This window comes from Bacillus timonensis (assembly GCF_000285535.1).
In the GTDB taxonomy this organism is placed as follows: Bacteria; Bacillota; Bacilli; order Bacillales; family Bacillaceae_L; genus Ferdinandcohnia; species Ferdinandcohnia timonensis.
Genome location: NZ_HE610986.1, coordinates 606,543 through 625,875, shown reverse-complemented (window position 1 = coordinate 625,875; position 19,333 = coordinate 606,543). Strand labels below are relative to the sequence as shown.

General features: G+C 35.3%; 13 protein-coding genes. 6 read left to right on the top strand and 7 right to left on the bottom strand.

Features of this window, described 5'->3' with window-relative positions; translation table 11 throughout:
* Positions 1-41 precede the first annotated feature (41 nt).
* The 5 genes from BTHG_RS11780 to BTHG_RS25810 all read right to left on the bottom strand — a co-directional run bounded on the left by BTHG_RS11780 (position 42) and on the right by BTHG_RS25810 (position 7,342).
* Entirely contained in the window at positions 42-884 is an 843-nt protein-coding gene (locus BTHG_RS11780) for a GNAT family N-acetyltransferase (protein WP_010676947.1), read from the bottom strand.
* Entirely contained in the window at positions 881-2,353 is a 1,473-nt protein-coding gene (locus BTHG_RS11775; RefSeq protein WP_010676946.1) for an O-antigen ligase family protein, read from the bottom strand. The genes BTHG_RS11780 and BTHG_RS11775 overlap by 4 nt, the downstream gene beginning before the upstream one ends.
* Before the next feature lie 19 nt (positions 2,354-2,372).
* Positions 2,373-3,254 (bottom strand): PIG-L deacetylase family protein, encoded by an 882-nt coding sequence (locus BTHG_RS11770; RefSeq protein ID WP_010676945.1) that lies wholly within the window; start codon positions 3,252-3,254, stop codon positions 2,373-2,375.
* Positions 3,255-3,258: 4 nt separating this feature from the next.
* The gene (gene murJ / locus BTHG_RS11765) at positions 3,259-4,767 is read right to left on the bottom strand and encodes a murein biosynthesis integral membrane protein MurJ (RefSeq protein WP_010676944.1); all 1,509 of its coding nucleotides are present in this window, start codon (positions 4,765-4,767) and stop codon (positions 3,259-3,261) included.
* Positions 4,768-4,933: 166 nt separating this feature from the next.
* Entirely contained in the window at positions 4,934-7,342 is a 2,409-nt protein-coding gene (locus tag BTHG_RS25810) for a cell wall-binding repeat-containing protein (protein WP_010676943.1), read from the bottom strand.
* A gap of 282 nt (positions 7,343-7,624) precedes the next feature.
* Between BTHG_RS25810 and BTHG_RS11755 the strand changes: the two genes are divergently transcribed.
* Both BTHG_RS11755 and BTHG_RS11750 read left to right on the top strand, forming a co-directional pair.
* Positions 7,625-9,715 carry a cell wall-binding repeat-containing protein gene (locus BTHG_RS11755; protein WP_010676942.1) on the top strand — a complete coding sequence of 697 codons (2,091 nt, stop codon included), beginning with the start codon at positions 7,625-7,627 and terminating at the stop codon, positions 9,713-9,715.
* A 57-nt stretch (positions 9,716-9,772) separates the two neighbouring features.
* Positions 9,773-10,462, top strand: a complete 690-nt coding sequence (locus tag BTHG_RS11750; protein WP_010676941.1) for a hypothetical protein — start codon at positions 9,773-9,775, stop codon at positions 10,460-10,462.
* Positions 10,463-10,944: 482 nt separating this feature from the next.
* Here BTHG_RS11750 and BTHG_RS24770 read toward each other — a convergent pair whose 3' ends face one another.
* Both BTHG_RS24770 and BTHG_RS11740 read right to left on the bottom strand, forming a co-directional pair.
* On the bottom strand, positions 10,945-11,958 hold the full coding sequence (locus tag BTHG_RS24770; protein WP_010676940.1) for a cell wall-binding repeat-containing protein: 1,014 nt from the start codon (positions 11,956-11,958) through the stop codon (positions 10,945-10,947).
* Positions 11,959-12,163: 205 nt separating this feature from the next.
* Positions 12,164-14,434: a SpoIID/LytB domain-containing protein gene (locus tag BTHG_RS11740; protein ID WP_010676939.1), complete on the bottom strand. Its 2,271-nt coding sequence runs from the start codon at positions 14,432-14,434 to the stop codon at positions 12,164-12,166.
* A gap of 350 nt (positions 14,435-14,784) precedes the next feature.
* Between BTHG_RS11740 and BTHG_RS11735 the strand changes: the two genes are divergently transcribed.
* From BTHG_RS11735 to BTHG_RS11720, 4 genes are all read left to right on the top strand, one after another.
* Positions 14,785-16,056 (top strand): nucleotide sugar dehydrogenase, encoded by a 1,272-nt coding sequence (locus BTHG_RS11735; RefSeq protein ID WP_010676938.1) that lies wholly within the window; start codon positions 14,785-14,787, stop codon positions 16,054-16,056.
* A 23-nt stretch (positions 16,057-16,079) separates the two neighbouring features.
* Complete coding sequence (locus BTHG_RS11730; protein ID WP_010676937.1) at positions 16,080-16,787, top strand: WecB/TagA/CpsF family glycosyltransferase; 708 nt, start codon at positions 16,080-16,082, stop codon at positions 16,785-16,787.
* Between the two features lie 71 nt (positions 16,788-16,858).
* The gene (locus BTHG_RS11725; RefSeq protein ID WP_010676936.1) at positions 16,859-17,971 is read left to right on the top strand and encodes a glycosyltransferase; all 1,113 of its coding nucleotides are present in this window, start codon (positions 16,859-16,861) and stop codon (positions 17,969-17,971) included.
* Between the two features lie 293 nt (positions 17,972-18,264).
* Positions 18,265-19,329, top strand: coding sequence for a glycosyltransferase family 4 protein (locus BTHG_RS11720; RefSeq protein WP_010676935.1), 1,065 nt, complete (start codon positions 18,265-18,267; stop codon positions 19,327-19,329).
* Positions 19,330-19,333 lie beyond the last annotated feature (4 nt).

Genomic DNA, 19,333 nt, shown 5'->3' with positions numbered 1-19,333 from the left:
AAGCTCTATCATTTTTTTATGATAGAGCCTCTAGATATTAATTAAAAAGAATCTACGTCTGCCTGGGTTAAATGCCATTTTGCATCCTTGTGTTGCTGTTTGACAACGAGTGGCATTGGGCTTTTAATATGGAAAAACAAAGATCCTTTTAATGCCTTATAGTAGTGACTATCTTTTACCGCCCAACTTATGAGAAAACGGGTGTTTATTCGTTTTTTTATATCCTTTAAAACAGCTTTAAGGTTAGGACCCACTACATCAAGTAAGTGTGTCTTATTCCCTTCGAATCGGACAATCGCATAGCCGTTACCTTCAGACTCATATACAAAATAGTCGCGTGTAGGGTGCAATGCAAAGCGCTGTTTAAGAAACTCTGCACTCCTGTTTACATGTATTTCATTTAATGATGTTTGATAGGTAGATAATTTTTCAAGATCGGCATCTTTAATCGGAAGCCAATCTTGTTTTTTTGATGGGAAAAGCTTAGGGGATAGCATAAGGGCTATATTTCCTAAATCTGTTGCTTTCCCATATTTGATAAATGCAGCTTTCGCAACTTCTGCAGGAAAGCCATATACATTGTGAATCTGGCGACTCTCTAATTCCTCAACCATACGAAGGACAATTTGTTTATAAATCCCTTTTCCTTGGTGGGAGGGGTGGACCATAATATCAACGCGTTCTGCGATTTTGTCTTCATATATAATACATGCGGCATGACCAATGATTTCACCATTCTCTTCGAAAACAACTATAATAGGGTTCTCTGCACCTAATGTTTCAAACTTCCACTTCCACTCTTCAATACTGCGTTCTTTATTGAACACTGCCTTAAATAGTTTATTAATCCCAACTTCATCGTTTTTTTGATATAATCTTATCATTTTTCAGACTCCAGTGAATGATGTAGGGAGCGCAACTCTTCTCGGGAGTGATTCGCAACAGCCAATAGTGTAAAGAAACACAAGCCGAAAATATCAGCTTCCCAAAGATTGTATACAAGTCCCATAAAATATGCTGCTAAGATAACTCCAATCATGACAATTGAAAATCTTTCATCGCGTCTTTTCCAAAATGTAACTAACATACTTAATAGGTATACAGCAAAGGCAATTACACCAAGTGCTCCAGTTTGAGCAATAATCTGGATATATTGATTGTCTGAATAAAACTGATAACCAATGTCATAGTCATCATAGATTGGAGAAACCTGGCGTAGTGATGCAGAATCTCCGAAAGTACCAAATCCGGTTCCGATTATTGGATTATCAAGAAATACTTCAAATCCTTTTTTAACAATAAACAATCTTCCAGACCCTTGACTTGATGAAATTGTATCATCACTGAAAGTACCACCAATTCGGTCAATAAACCCTGACTTACCTTCCTGGTCGTACTGCTGGATTTGTTTCACTTTTTCAGCACCCAGATCACTATTTTCGATTAAGGCCGTTAACCCAGTTAAAGGTAGTATGACAATAATCGCTGAAAGAATAGCTGTTTTTAAAAAGTCCTTTAAAATAGTATATCTCTTCGAAATAACTAAATACGTAAGAAGCATGACTACAAAACCAATCCATGTGCCACGGGAATAGGTTAAAACAATAATCGCAAATACAAACCAATTTAACACGGCAATTAGTTTTGAATTCACGGATGGAACATTGCGTTTTATATAGACGAATAAAAGGAATACAAACGATAAGTAAATGGATAGAACATTTGGATTTCCTAGCATTCCATAAATACGCACACGATTCTTTGCCGATAATGCCATTTGTTGCCAAGCTTCTGGTAATAGGAATGTACGGATAAATAGTTTTTCTGCAATGGCTTGAATAATAATGGCGATAACTGTCCAAATTGTTACCCATAGAATATTTTTAACGTCTTTTTTCGTGATATCCATACGTTTTACGATGTAATATACTAGGTACATCAATATAAATGCGCGGATTTGTAAAACGACTGTTACGATGGACATACCTGTCACAAAAAGAGATGAAATAGAGCCAATTACTAAAAATGCAAAAAGCGCATATTCGAATAATTTAAATTGAAATAAGCTTTTTATATTTGAGCGTGAATCCCAAAATGTTTTGAACAAAGCCCCAAAAATTAAGAAATCCCCCAAGTAACGGAAACTCCCGACGTATTCAATAATAAATGGTCTTATTGGGATATATAAAAACAATAATAAAATTGCATTTTTCGGTTTGAAAAGAGCATAAATGAATAAAACAAATCCAAGCAAATAGCCAAGAATATTAATTTGAATTGCTGTTATGATGAAAAATAACAATAGTACGGCTAGCCAAACAAATTTTTCTGAATGCTTTTGTAAAAATTCCATGAAACCCCACCTAAGTAGTTTATTTGTTTTTAATCAAATAAAAGTTTTCTTTCTCCTTGTAATTCTGAAAAATTGCCCATAATAAAGTAATCGAACGATTTGCTTGTTTAAAAATATGATCGAAACGGGTTAGATTTGCTTCTTTTAAATTACTGGACTTCTGAATAAATGAAGTTGGCGTTGAACGGATGAATCCTTCAACAGCTTCCGTTTTCTGTTTCGTAAGATTTGTTTTTAACTTCGCCAACAAATGAAACCCATCAAATGCGATTACCTGTGACTTAAAGACTTTTGTTGCCTCCACTTTTTCCTTATATGTTTCACTAATATCAACTAACATATTAATTTCTTGTGGTGGAAAGGGACAATTAATTTCGTATTCAAGAACAGCCTCTGGCTGGTGCTCACTTAGTTTTAAACCATCTGCTACTGCATGTGCAGTGTGCACATGATCAGTATGTGCATCAATAAAAGCAGTTGTAAAAATTAAATCTGGTGTTAACTCATCAATTACATCTGCAAAATCCTGTGGAGAAGCTTGTTTGTATACTTCTCCGTCCTCGTAATCAAGGTAGCGGATTGAAGTGATTCCCAATAAGTCACGAATTGATTCAATTTCTGACTTGCGTTGTTCAATTATTGCAAATTGATTATCCTGCCCATTGCTTTTTGCTCCATTTGTCACAAAAACGATGTGAATGGCAGCCCCTGATTGTTTCAGCCGCATCATTGTTCCACCTAAGCCGATGGTCTCATCATCAATATGTGGAGCAAATACAACGATCTTTTTACCCTTATCAATACTGGTTAATGGCATGCTGCCTTGATAATGCTTAGTTAAAACTTTTTTCGTTACTAAGATTCCAACTGGGGAAGCAATCTTCATTAATAGCTGTTTCATATTCTCACCCTTTTTTAACCTTTGATAAAAATAGACCAACTGCTTGCCCTTTAAATAATAGAAGCAAGACACCATATACGATTGCACCTACTAATGCCGTTACAACGAGGTATATAATAGATGGAAGATTTGATGTGAATGGTTGGAGTAACCAAAGAATTCCTATCATTCCTGCTACCGCAACGATTACCTTAATCGATTCAAGTGTGAGTACCTTCCAATTAAAACGCGCTTCAATTCGTTGGAAGACAACGACATTCAATACAAAATACACAAATGCCATCACAGATGATGCAAGCGGAATTCCCAAATGAGAATCCATCCATGAAATAAATAGGAAATTTAAACCGATGTTAAGTAAGATTGAAAACAAACTAATTCTTAAAATAACATGACCCTTATTCCTAGAATAGAATGCTTTGTTGATTGTATTTTGTAAGCTGAAAAATAAAACAGATCCAACATAGAGATACGCAACTAGTACGGTTGCTTCTGTCGCAGTTTCCGTAAATTGTCCCCTTTGATAGGCAATTGTAATAATTTCCGTCATCAGCCACATCATGCCTGCGATTGCCGGTAATAGGATGGAGAGGGTTAAAATTAACCCTTTTTCAATCGCTGCTCGAAAATCATCTACCTTATTTTGTGCAACTGCTTTTGCTAAAATTGGAAAAATAATTGTTCCAATTGTTACCCCAATTATCGCCTGAGGGAAATGGGTAATATTTTTTGCATAGTTAATATAGGTAACAGCTTCTGGGGATAGATTCCCTGCAAAAATGTTATCAATAAATAGGTTCACCTGTCCAACCATAACTGTTATTGCAACAGGGATGAAAATAAGGAAAAAGGCTTTGTTTTCCTTTTTGTCAAGTGGACCTATTAATTTATGTGAACCCTTCGGGATAAAGAATACCTTTTTTACAATAAAGGATAATATGGTTCCCACCATATAGCCGTAAGCAAAGGAATATACCCCAATTTTCTCAGCAAATAAAAGTGCTGAAATAATTGACGACCCCATTACAAGGATTTGTGAAACAACTGATAACGCAAAACGATTTTCAGCATCTAGGTATGCTTCATATACTGCATTTGCCGAAACAAATAAAACAGCGATGAAAAAGATAATCGAAGATGTCTTTGCGATTTGCAATGTCCCTGCTGTAAAGTCAGGAAATATCAGTGGCATAAAAAAAGGAGTTGCCACTATACCTATCATAGTAATTACAAATCCGATGGATATTGTTCCACGCAGTACCTGTGAGAAGTGATGGTGACTCTGGCCACGTTCCATGGATTGAATATAGGTTGGAACAAACGCATTTTTCATACCTGTTGTAAAAAATAGTATAAACATATTTGGAATGATGAAGGCAACTAAGTAAGCTGCAGCTTCGGGCGAATCACCAAAATAATTCGCTAATATCATATCACGTAATAGCCCAGAAACCTTTAAAAAGAGGGAGGCTATGACCAATAATAAACTCGCAATTGCTAATTTCTTTTTCAACTTTTTAACCTCATCTCAAATTATCAGAGTGGGTATAGTTTACCACAAAACCGCTATTTCCTGCACCACAATTCGACAGATAGCAACATAAATGTAAAATATTTAAGAGGCTTTACAAAGAATAGAGAAGAGCGCAAATTGCACTCTTCTCTATTTTTAAATTTTCTTATTTAAGTGTGTTTAATTTACTATTCAACGTATCCTCAACACTCTTATTTACCGCACCTGCTCCTCCCCAAATTGTGAAGGAATCGTATTTTGCTAATTGAGAAGCTGTAGGTGAAGGCATTCTGTTATTACGAACTAATAAAATGGGTGCATTTTGTTTAGCGGCAAGAACTGAACCTGCTAATGCATCAGGGAAGTTCAAACCGGTAACAACATAACCAACATTTGTACCAAGCTTTAGATTTTCGTTAATGAGTTTCCCAGTTTCATATCGGTCAGCCCCACCATATCGCACAGGTTTTGGTAATTGCTTCATAATCTCATTACTTACAACCGTTTTACTACCGACAACAATTGAAGAAGTCTTCCCAGCTAATTGTGCTTTTGTTGCATCAGGTAGACTAGTAGGTTTTGTAAGTAAAATAGGTATTTGATTTCTTGCGGCATATGGAGCAACTGCAAGTGCATCAGGGAAGTTTACGCCGTTTGCAATAACAATTTTTTTACTTGGGATTTGCTTTGCGATTAAAGCAGCTGTTTGATAGCGATCTTTTCCACCGATTCGTTGAACAGAAATCCCCATATTCTTTATTTCTTTCTCAACATTGTTAGAAATAGCTCCAGCACTTCCAAGGATAATTACTTTTTTAGCCTTTAGCCTTTGTATTTCTTTTTTTGTAGCAGGTGTTAATGATTTATCACTTGTTAATAGGATTGGTGCGTTATGGTAATAGGCTAATGGACCACCTGCTAATGCATCAGGGAAGTCACTACCTTTTGCAAGGACAACCGTATTTGCTGTTTTCCAGCCCATTTGTGAAATCTTGATCGCTGTTTCATATCGGTTTACACCATTAATACGATCTGTTTGCTTTTGTAGTTTAAATTTGTATGGTTCTTGATAAGAATTACTGTAATTTATAATCTTGATATAATAAGTTCCAGATGATAAACCGATGTTAACAACTTCATTTCCGGTTGCATACTGACCGTATTCAGTACTGAAAGAAGTGTATGATTTACCGTTACCATCTAGGATTTGCACTCTCCAACTTGAATCAACTATCCGCTTCATGATTAGGCTCAAGCTTTCAGACTTATTTAATGTAAATTTATAATAATCTGTATCAGAAGATTGAATAGTACCCTGGTATTCACTGTTAAGTTTAATCGGTGTGGCTGTACTAATCCCTTCATTAAACTCTTTCTCGTAATTTTCACCAGCTACATATTTAACCTGAAATTTATATGGAACCCTATATGAGCTAGAATAATTATTGATTTTAATAAAGTATTCACCAGCAGGTAACCCAATATTACTCTTTGATTGACCGGTCGCATATTCCCCATAGGAAGTATTAAATCTGTCATATACATTACCGTTCTTGTCAATGATAGAAACATACCAACTTGAACCAACTTTTTGATCCATTGTATATGTAATATTTCCAGCTTTGTTTAATTTAAATTTATAAAAGTCTACCTCATTATTTGATGTTCCATCTTGAAGTACACCATGATAATCTTGATTTACATTTATTTGAGTAGCTGTTTGGATTGAATTATTGTATTCCTTCTCATAATTTTCACTTTGCGTATATACTAAATCGAATTCATAAGGCACATTCGTAGTACTACTATGATTAGCAAGATAGATATAGTATGTTCCTGCAGGAAGTCCAACTTCAACAGTTTCTTCTCCATTTGCATAACTACCGTATTCTGTATGTACCCCGGCATAGTTATTACCATCTTTATCTTTTATATAAATATTCCAACTACTGCCAACTTGTCTATCCATCTTGACTTTTATGTTCCCTGCTTTAGATAGGGTGAAAGTATAATAGTCTTTATCGGAGGTATAGGAAGATAGAGATTGAAGTACTCCCTTATATGTATTATTTACATATACCTTACTCGCTGTTTGTATTGTATTATTGAATTCTTTTTCGTAAAAGTCACTTGCAGTAAATTTTACGTTGAATTTATAAGGTGTACCATATGAACTACTATTGTTACTAATTTTAATGAAAAATTCTCCAGCAGGTAAACCTACTTCTATTGCGGTTTTACCATTTGCATAACTGTCGTAAGAAGTATATGTATCAGAGTAATCATTGCCATCTTTATCTTGAATTTCGATACTCCAACTTTTCCCAACGATTTGTTCCATTTCAAAAGTAATATTACCGGCCTTGGATAATGAAAACTTATAATAGTCTTGTCGATCATTATAGTCTTGCAATACTCCAGTGTAGTCTTTATTTACGGAAATAGGTGTAGCTGTTTGAATAGAGTTATTTGGTTCTGCTTCACCATCTGTTGCAAATACCTTCTCTTGGCCATATGAAAAAAGTAATAATAAGATAGCAAAAAAGGCCAGTTTCTTTGTGATTTTCTTAAACATTTTTTTCTCCTCTCAAGTAGTAGTTGGTTGTTAAGGCGGAGCAAACTTATATTCTTTTGAAAAAAATATAGGTCTTTTGTTCTAGTGTTTTGGCAACCGTTTCTATTATACATAAAATCTACATAATTTTACATATTTTTTCTAGTTATTTAGGACTATTAATCGAATTAACAGATTTTTTGTGTTTCTATTACAAACTTTTGCCAGTCTTATAGAATAAGCAATTAATAGGTGATATAATGTAAAATGTTGACGAATTTACGAGAAATATGGGGGGAGACGATGAAAGTTAAATATTTAGGATTCATACTTTTATTGTTTGGAGTGTTCTTATTTATAGCTCCAGGTAATAGTTTTGCAGAAAAGGTTTTAGTCGTTGACCCTGGACATGGCGGAAAATTTGGAGGAACTTGCGGTTTTTCCGGAAATAAAACAGGAATTTGTGAGGAAGATGTGAACCTACAGGTAGCACTAAAACTACGAGATGTCTTGAAAAACAGTGACATCAAGGTTTATCTGAATCGGACAACTGACACTGAATTTGCACCTTATTTGCAAAATAAAGGTGGAGATATGGATGTTAGAATGCAGGTTGCCAACGGATTTGCAAAAGGTAATAATGATAACAGTCTTTTTGTTTCTATTCATCACAATTCTGCGACAAGTCCTTATGCATCCGGGTTGGAGACCTATTATTATGATGGGAAAAAGTATTATGATGCAGATTATCCTCCAGATCCAATGCAACTCCAATATTTGAATGATAGTAAACGATTTGCAGAAGAAGTTCACCCACGTCTAGTTTCAAAACTAAAACGCCCAGACCGAAAAATACATAGTTATATGAGTTTTTATGTGATTCGAAATGCGCAAATGCCATCGATTCTAGTTGAATTAGGATTTATGACGAATAAATACGAAGAATCACTAATTAAATCTGCTGCTTATCAACAAAAAGCGGCTGAGGCAATTGCACAAGGAGCTATCCAGTATTTTAAAGTTTTTGAGGTATACAATGTGGAATCAGGTAAGAAACTTGGTACCTTTGAAACAAAGGATGCAGCCATTGCATTTGCGAATAAACAGTCCGTAACTACAAGGGTTTTTGACAAAGACAAGCAAGTTGATATTTATGCAACGAATCATAATTTTGAAGTGTACCATAAAACATTAGGGCTGCTAGGGGAATTCCGAACAGAGGAACAAGCAATCGCTTATGCAAGGAAATATAAGAATACAAGGGTAACTTCAGTTGAAGAGAATTGGACTCTTTGGTCAAACTATGTTCCATCAGATTATGAACTATATGTTGGAGATAGTTTGAAGGCAAGTTACTTTGATTATTCTTATGCTTTATCGAAAGCCTTCAGTGAAAAAAATGCTAAAATCATGAAGAAGTCTTCTGGAGATGTTCTCTGGAGTAATAATTCTAATGTGAAGATTACAAGAACGATTAAAACGAATAAAGTATCAGGAAAAGATAGGGTATTAACAGCGGTTGCTATTTCGAAACAATTGTATCCTAATGGTTTTCCTGCAGAAAAAGAAAATAAAACTGTAATCTTAGCGACTGCTTACGATTTTGCAGATGCACTTTCTGCTGGACCTTTAGCAAATGTTTATGAAAAGGCACCAATCTTGTTAACAAGAACGGACACTTTAGATGAGGCCGTAAAACAAGAGATTATCCGTCTAGGTGCTAAAAAGGTGGTCATCTTAGGTGGAAAGGCTGCGGTATCTCTAGAAGCAGAGAATACACTTAAAGCTCTAAATCTTGAAACAATGCGACTCGAAGGGAAAACGCGTTATGATACGAACAAAGCAATCATAAAGCAGTTAGGTAACGTAAATGGAGTATTTGTTGCCTCTGGGACTAGCTTTGCGGATGCCCTTTCAGTAGCACCGATTGCAGCAAAAGAAGGTTGGGCTATTGCTTTAACAAAGAAAGAAGATTTAACAGTCCAATTAAATCAGACGCTTCAAGGTAAGAAAGTTATTCTTGTGGGTGGTACAGCAGTCTTGTCAACTGGATTAGAAAGACAAGTTAAGTCTTCAGGAGTTGTGAGCCTTTCACGTTTATCAGGTGAAACTCGTTACGATACATTAGCAAGTGTGTTATGGTATTTTAAAGATAGTCTTGCATCAAATACAATCAATCTTGCAACAGGTATTAATTATCCAGATGCACTAACTGCATCACCATTGTCAATTGGTACAAATGCTCCACTTATATTGGTTAAAGATGAGATACCTAAAAGTATAGAATCTTTCCTTTTGGAATACAAAACAAGTAATAAGATTGATCAAGTAAATGTGATTGGTGGAGTGGTAGAATCTCCAGTTATCGAATCACTAGCAAATACCGTAAGATAATGAAAAAGAAAAGACTCGATAAACATTATCGGGTCTTTTTTAAAAGGAGTGTCAAACATGAAGAAAATAGTCATTTTTCTACTTGTATTAACAATTGGATTCGTTCTAACTGCATGCGGAACGAGCCAGAATGAACTTGAAGAATCTAACCAAGGTACGACGGAAAGTCTTACAAAAGAAACTTCAGATAACACTGAATCTCCTGTGCAAAAAGAAAGTAAGGAAGTTGAACAGGAAGAACAAACAGATGAAGGTTTCCTATTATATCGACCAGAAGTAGGTGCTAAGAAAGTCTTTACTGAGAACGGTGAAGTGATGTTCACTGAAGAGGTAATTGCTACTAATGATGAATATGTCCAAATTGTGATTGACTTAGGTGGTAATAAAACCCTTCAAATTTATCGCTGGACAAAGGATGAAATAGCACTTGTGCTTGAAGAAAATGAGGAGTTAGATCCATATGAAAACCAGTTAGATTCTTTTAATGCGATGAAGGATCCAGACGTATTTATCTCAAATAAAGAAAATGCTGATTGGAAAGTAGTAGAGACAGGCGTAGAGCTTGAAGTACCTTATGGTTCATTTAAGGACGTTTATGTTTTTCAAAAGGTAACCGATGAAGTTGAGGGGGCTGATACGATTTATACGAAGTATTTTGCGCCAGCAATGGGATTGGTTAAAGATGGATTTGAATTAACAGGAGAAGCCGGCTATAAAGGCGAATCCAGCCTAGAAAAGGTTGAATAAATGGGAAAGAGTAGAAAAGTAAGATACTTTTCTACTCTTTTTATGAGAAGTCACTTTTAGATATATTTTGTAAACGCCACTTAGTTAAGTAAAACGATACGAATAATATTTCCTTGATAATCAAAGTAAAACGTTAATTGATGCCCATTGTAATTATATGTAATATTAGAAAATATCATTCCTCGGTATTCCTGGTATTTCAACTTCAATTCATTTAATACTTCAATTATATAATAGTAATGTAAATCCACCCGATTATCATCTGCAAAGGATATCCATACTAATTCACCTTTTTTTTCATGATCGATACGATAAGATATAGCTAGATTTTTATGAAATAGGTACTCTTTTATTTTCCAACCAGTATCAGTGGAATCAATTCTTGATGTATATGCTTTTTGAAGACCTAATTTATTCTCTTCAATCGTAGAACCTAGCTTATATGTCCAACCGTCAACGGCAACTTTTCCGTTTTGGAAGTTTCAAATTAGTTCTTTAAGCGATTCCGTTGAGGAAAGGTATGTTGCATCTATTGTATTTACAACAAGGTCACTAATTGCATTTTTGCCACCCAATACAGTAAAGTTTTTTACGTTCTGGCAAGTAACTTTCATTGATGAAAGTGAGGATTCAGGCATTGCGTTTGGCTTAACTAAAAACATTACAGCATTGGTCTTTGCTGCAAAAACACCACCTGTTAAGGCATCCGCAAAGTGATCACCCCTTGCAACTATACCTTTTTCCTGCTCGCAAAAACCATAACGAACAATTTTTTGTGCCGTTTCGTATCTATCCTCTCCATCTAATCGGGCCGTGTTGATTTTTATCACATTATTAAGTTCTGTTTCTATTTTATTTGAAATAACCCCATTACCACCGATTATTGTTAAAGATTGAATTTCGTTCTCCTTTAAAAACTTTTTCGTTGTATTAGGCAAGGTATTAGTTTGGGTTAAAAGAATGGGTGTTCCACTAGATGCAGCACGAGGTGACAATGCCAATGCATCGGGGAAGTTTCCACCGTATACCAAATAAGCGAGCTTGGATTCACTTCCAAGTTCTTTTGCGATTAACGTTGCTGTCTCATATCTATTTGCTCCACCAATTCTTCTTACTTCAAGGCCAAGATTTTCTAAGTTATTTTTTAAAGTGTCCGATAAAACGGCCTTTCCTCCAAGTAAAATAACCCTTTTTGCCCCTAACCTAATAACTTCTTTTTTGATATCTTCTCTAATATTGTCCTTTAACGATAATAGGATTGGAGCATCGTATTTATATGCCAATGGAGCGCCTGCTAAAGCATCAGGAAAGTTAGATGAGGTTGATAAAAATACAGTATCAGCCTGTTTCCATCCCTCTTGAGAAATTTTAATAGAGGTTTCTATCCGATCGCTTCCGTATACTCTTTTAGGTGTTTCCGCTCCCACAGAATTAGATGAGAAGACAAATAATGCAAGAAACAGTACAAATAATAAACAAATTTCTAGTCTTTTCATAATTTTCCCCTTTGATTATGGTGTGACAATTGTAAAGTTTTCTAGGTCTAAAGCTGTCTATATATGGATAAAAAACACAATTGCTAGAATATTATAACTAAACAAAATTTGTTTGTCATTGAAATAACGAAAAGTGAAATAAAATACCCCCTAATAATGGAGATTAATCCACTATTAGGGGGCTTTCTTAAATTAAACTTACTATTTACTTTCCAAGCTCTGCACCAGGGTAATAGAATTTTAGAATTTGCTTGTACGAATGGCCAGCTTTGGCTCTTCCTTGTGCACCATATTGGCTCATACCAACACCGTGACCATAGCCTAGACCATTAATTATAATTTTTCCATTGCTATTAGTTACACCATTTGTGTGATAGCTCTTAAATGTCGTTGCTCCAAACATTGAACGGAACCGGCTGATGCTGAGGTCGGCTGTCATTGTATACTTGCGAATTTCATTTGTTTTTTCATTCATACGATAAGTGCCGTTTTTATCTTTGACAAAGAAGTCAACAACGATTGTCCCTTTTGTCATTTTGCCGCTTGAGTTTTTATCTTTGTCAGCAAATAAAACATTAGAAATACTTACAATTTTGATATCTGTATTACCATAATAATAATCATTAATGTATTTCTTAATATAATCTAACGTTTCTTTGTTACTGTATGTTGATACAGTTGATCCATAAACCTTTTTCCAAGTTTTTATGTCCGAGGTTGAATTCCACCATTTATCAGGGTTTTTCAAATCAAGATTTGACGTATTAATTTGGTCTTTGGCGAACTCAATCGACCATTGAATTTTAGGATCAAAGTCGTCTTTATTAGCTTGTAAATATGGGACTTGAGCTGTTCCCCAATAATTAGAATTGGATTCAGTATGGCCCCCGTTACTTGATGAATAAACTGCAGAAATTAATTTATCATTATAACTCAAAACTTGCCCTGCTGTTTCTTCAACTGCTTTATTTGAATTGACATAGGCGCTAGGATTGTCCTTCCAAATATATCCCCCATACACATGTGATGAAACTGTATCATCTAATGAGTTAATGCGAGAAAGTGCATAGGTTCTAGCTGCAACAGCTTGAGCTTTAAGTGCTTCAACATGCCAGCTTGCAGGCATCTCTGAAGGAACTACACCTTTAAGATACAATTCAAATGGCAATGTATTATAAGGTCTAATATTTCCATTTTCAATTGTAAACTTCATATCCCCAAAATATGGGCGGTTATTTAGGGAAATATAAGAATCAGTGGTATCTCCCATAAATGCTTCTTTTATATCATTTCGTGCGCTATTACTAATGGCTCCATTACCGCCTAAGTAGTAAACAAACGGAACACCGATTGTTTTTAACCAGCTTTTAGTGGAAGCTGGAAGTGAATCCCTACGAGTTAAAAGAACTGGAGCATTTTTTTGTGCTGCTAACACAGCGCCTGGTAAAGCATCGATAAAGACTTGTCCTTGCGCAAAGAGGATGTTATTTTTATTAAAATTAAATTTTTCTGCGATGGCAATACTAGTTGCATATCGGTCAGTACCTTTTACGCGTTCGACATTGGAGATTCCGGTGTTTTTGATTTCTTTTATTACATTGTCAGAAACCGCCATGTCTCCACCAATTACAAAGACTTTTGAAATTTTATTGTTAACCAGGAACTGCTTAACATTTTTATCCAACGCATTTGATTTTGTTAAAAGAATTGGAATTTGGTTCTTAGCAGCATAAGATGCAATGGAAAGTGCATCCGGAGAATTTTCATCTCCACTTGTGATAAATACTTGAGAAAAACCAGAAATGTTGCCCGCTATTTCAACAGAAGTAGCGTACCGTGTATCACCAGTTACACGTATAACGGTTATTCCTTCGTGTGTAAGTTTGTTCTCAACATCTTGTGAAATCGCACCAGTTCCACCAAGGATATATATTGTTTTGACATTCAACTTTTTAATTTGGTTTAAAACACTATCAGGTAATTCTTCAGATCTAGATAATAAAAGTGGTGCGTTGAATTTCTTTGCAAGAACACTACCTGTTAAAGCATCAAGTGGTAGGTCGCCTCTACCGAGGACAACTACTTCACTACTACTCCAGCCTTCATTTGCAATGGCTGTGCTAGTGTCATAACGAGTTTGTCCGGACAATGTTTTGGATTGGTAAACAGCAGGTGTAAGTGAAAATTCTTTTACTCCACTAACTACCTTTGAACTTCCTTTGTAAAGGTTTAACGAAGAATTTTCTTGACGAACAAAATAATCCTGTCCAGGTGATAATGTGATATTATCATTGTTTGAAAGTTGGTATGTAGAAGAAACATTTACTTCTACCTTTTTTTCATTTTTTAAGTAGTTATTGAGTTTTACAGTTACTTGTTTGTCACTTGCTGCATGTACGGCGTTTGGAGTTGTGGTTCCCAAACTCGAAACAAGGAGAGAAGCAGATAACAAGGGGACAACCAGAAATTTCTTCAATATTCTACCTCCTAAACTATTTATTATTCCATAATCATACAAAAAACTACTTATTTCTACAATAGTTTGATAGTCTGATAGTATGGTAAATTCAAGATTAGCAGGGTAATTTGAATAGAATTTTTATTTTTAAGTAGGAATAAGACTGCATGAAGCTTAGCGTAGAGGATAAAATAACATCACACACAATATATTGGTTTGAATAAACTAAAAAGTTCGATAATATACCAAAGGATGACATTTGTATTAAATTTCAGCAATAATTTAGCAGAAAATATTTTTTTTGTTATAATATCTGTTAGGTTTAAATGAAAACTATAAATGAGCCATATCAAAAGGAGATTTTTAACATGGAAAAGATTTGTGTTGTTGGGCTTGGCTATATTGGTCTTCCAACTGCAGTAATGTTTGCCAACCATGGTTATAAGGTCCATGGGGTAGATATAAATGAGAAAGCAGTAAACATGATTAATGATAAAAAATTGCATATAGAGGAGCCTGGGTTACAAGAAAGGCTAGATAAAGCAGTAGATAGTGGTCATTTTCATGCATCTACAACTCCCGTTGAAGCTGATGTTTACATCATTGCAGTTCCTTCTCCAATCAATTCGGATAAAACAGCAAACATGGATTACGTACGGGAAGCTACAAAATCCATTACGCCTTTTTTAAAAAAGGATAATCTTGTGATATTAGAATCAACAGTACCACCTAGGACTGTTGAAGATGTAATGCTTCCAATTCTAAAGGAATCAAGTCTAGAAATTGGTACCGAGCTTTATGTAGCACATTCACCTGAACGTGTTATTCCAGGAAGAGTTTTTACTGAATTAGTCAATAATGATCGAATTGTGGGCGGAGTTAATGAAAAGTCTTCACAATTAACAAAGGAATTGTATGAAACCTTTGTAAAAGGAACAATTCATCTTACAGATGCTACAACTGCTGAAATGGTTAAAGTTATCGAGAATACGTACCGCGATGTAAATATTGCATTTGCAAACGAGTTAGCAAAAATTAGCGATAAAATTGGAGTAAATGTTTGGGAGGCTATTAGCCTTGCAAATCATCACCCACGCGTTAATATTCATACACCTGGCCCTGGGGTAGGAGGACATTGTATCGCAGTGGATCCATGGTTCTTAGTGGAACTTCAGCCAGAACTAGCAAACATAGTGAATCTTTCTAGAAAGACGAATGATAGCATGCCAGCCTTTACAGCAAATAAAGCAAAGGAAATTCTAAGTAATGCAGGTATTCAACACCCACGAGTTGCAGTACTAGGGCTTGCATTCAAAGGCAATATAGATGATATGAGAGAAAGTCCATCTCTTGAAGTCATTCACCATCTTGAAGAGTTAGGAATTGATTACACAGCTTACGATCCACATATAAAAGAAAATAAACTAGAACGTCAGACACAATTATTGGATGAAGCAGTTGAGAACGCTGATCTTTTATTAGTGTTAACTGACCATCAAGCTTTTAGGGAACTTCAACCAGAGGTTGTTGCTGAAAAATTAAGAACAAAGATTATTCTTGATACAAAAAATTGTATTGATCGTACACTATGGAAGAAAAATGGATTTGACGTGTTTGCACTTGGGGATTCCAAAAACTAAACGTCATAATAGGTGATTTGAACATGAAGGAAAAAATATTAGGTGTTGATGTTTGCGTGGATTCATATGAAGGGTTAATTACCAAAATCCTTGAAGACATTGACCAAAAAAGAAAGTCATTAATCGTGGCTATTAACCCAGAAAAAATTATGAAGGCGCAAGAGGATCCTGATTTGCATCGGTTATTAAATTCTGCAACTTATCAAATTCCAGATGGAATTGGAGTTATTCTTGCTTCTAAGTTGAAAAAAGGTTCAATTCGAAATCGAATTACTGGAATTGATATGATGCTTAAGCTATGTGAAGCTGCAAGGGATCATCATAAAAAGGTCTTTTTATACGGTGCAAAACCTGGTGTCGCTGAAACGGCGAAACGTGAATTAGAAGCCATGTACCCAGGAATTGAAATTGTGGGGACAATGGATGGCTATCAAAAGAATCAGGAAGTTGTAAAGGACGCCATTAATCAATCACAAGCTGATATCTTATTTGTTGCGATGGGAAGTCCAGCACAAGAAAATTGGATATTAGCCAATATGAATGATATTTTCCCAAGTATTTTCCAAGGCGTCGGCGGTTCTTTTGATGTTATCTCTGGTAATTTAAAACGAGCTCCTAAAGGATTTCAATCTCTTGGACTAGAGTGGTTATATCGTTTATTAAAAGAACCATGGAGATGGAAAAGACAGCTTATCCTACCAGCTTTTTTAGTAAAAGCTTTACGTGATTAAATATGTGGCTGACTTATGTCAGCCTTTTTTCATAATTCATTCTGTTAAAAAGTAATGATAGGAGACATACAGTGAAAAGGGAACGTGTTTTAGTTATCAGTAATATGTATCCAAGCGAGTCATCTCCAACATTTGGAATCTTTGTGAAAAATCAAGTAGAGGCTCTTAGAGAACAGGGGTTAACTGTTGATGTAGTCGCCATCCAAAACCCTGACACCCAAAGAAAAGGGATTCTAACGAAGTATATGATGTGGATGTTAAAAGCATTTTTCCTTCTTTTTGTCGGCTATCGATATAAAGTGGTTCATGCACATTATGTATTTCCGTCAGGAGTGCTAGGTCTTGTCTATAAGAAAATTTGGAAGAGCAAATTTGTTGTGACCGCACATGGTGGGGATATTCATAAAATGGCAAAAATCAATCGTATCACTGGGGATCTGACAAAGCTCGTCCTTACCCAAGCAGACCATGTAATTGCTGTTGGACAGACCCTATATCAAGAGATCCATCAAGAATATGGAGTAGGAACTTCAAAACTTTCGATTATTAGTATGGGAGTAAATCGAAGTGTCTTTATGCCACAGAGCCAAGAAAATGCTAGAAAAATAATAGGCAAGCCAAATGGTGAACAAATGATTTTATTTGTAGGGAACCTGATTGAAGCAAAGGGCGTTAAAGAATTAATTCAGGCATTTGAACAAGTAAAAGAAGTAAAGCCTAACGCTTCTTTACATTTAATTGGTCGGGTTGCAAGTGAGTCGTTTTATAACCAAGTTCAACAAATGGTAGCAGAAAATGGCCTTGCCGATGTATTTTTTCATGGTCCAATGTCTCAAAAAGATGTAGCCAATTGGATGGCGGCATCAGATGTGTTTGTCTTGCCATCTTATAATGAAGGTTTTGGACTCGTTGCCCTTGAGGCTATGTCCTGTCATACTCCTGTTGTAGCGAGCGATGTTGGTGGATTATCTTTTTTATTAGCTGACGGTGCTGGTATCCTCATTAAACCTAAAGATTCAGGTTCGTTATATGATGGACTCATGGAGGTTCTAGAGAATGAAACTCTTCGTCAGGAGCTTGTCAAAAAGGGAGAAATCCTAGCAAAAGAAAATGACCAAAACTACCTATTGAGTAAAATCTTGGAGATATATGGGGACAGGGAAAAAAGCAGAGCGTTATCGTAATAATTTGTTCATTGACAGAACGTAAAATGATGATATATTTAAATGCAGGCACAAAGTGAAACTATTTTCTTGTTGTTTACGTCTATAATAATGTTGAAAAAATAAATATGTTTGTGCTGCTATTTAAGTCAATTAACGAATGTGTTACTATATATTTTGTGTTGTTTTACTAGTTATCAAGATAACTAGAAGGGATAAAAATACTTTATCTTGAAAATAGTGCTAATAAAACTTGATTTGTTATGTTTGTAATCGTACTCGAATTGGTTATCTTAATAACGAGGAGGGTCTATATGTTATATTTGACCTTGATCTTATGTTTTATCACATCAATTATTATTACACCGTTTGTAAAAAAACTTGCTTATAAAATTGGGGCAACTGACAAACCAAATCAACGTAAAGTTCATCAAAAAGTAATGCCGCGTCTCGGTGGGTTAGCGATATATATCAGTTTTATTGTCGGATACCTTGTCTTACGTCCAGAAGACGAATATTCATTTGCGATTCTTTTGGGCAGTTTTGTTATTGTTATTACAGGAGTTTTAGACGACATGTTTGAGATTTCTGCAAAGTTAAAGCTCCTGGGACAATTGGTAGCAGCGGGTATCGTGGTCATTTATGGCGGAGTACAAATTGATTATATCAATTTACCGTTTTTTGGAGTCCTGGATTTTGAATATTTGAGTATTCCTATTACGATTTTATGGATTGTAGGTATAACAAATGCAATTAATTTAATCGATGGCTTGGATGGGCTTGCTGCTGGTGTTTCTTCAATCGCATTAATCACTATTTCAGGTATGGCGATTATTATGGGAGACGCTTTTGTTACAGCAATGGGATTCCTAGTACTTGGTAGTACTCTTGGATTTTTAATATACAACTTCCATCCTGCGAAGATTTTCATGGGCGATACCGGGGCTTTGTTTTTAGGATACATGATTTCGGTTCTATCCTTATTAGGGTTTAAGAACGTTACAATGATTTCATTCATCGTTCCGATTATCATTCTTGGTGTTCCTATTTCAGATACGTTCTTTGCAATCATACGTCGGATTGTTCATAAACAGCCATTATCTGCACCAGATAAGTCACATTTACATCACTGTTTGCTTCGCTTAGGTTATAGTCATCGAACAACAGTTTTATTAATTTATGGAATGGCGGCACTATTTGGTCTAGCAGCAATTGTATTTTCTCAAGCTACTGTGTGGGTTTCAATCGTTGTGTTATTTGTACTGTTACTCATCATTGAGCTTGTTGTTGAGAAAATCGGTCTTGTTGGAAAAGGATACCGTCCATTAATTAAAATGTATCGTGGTCTTCGATATTCATACGCTAAACAAAAACAATAAAAAA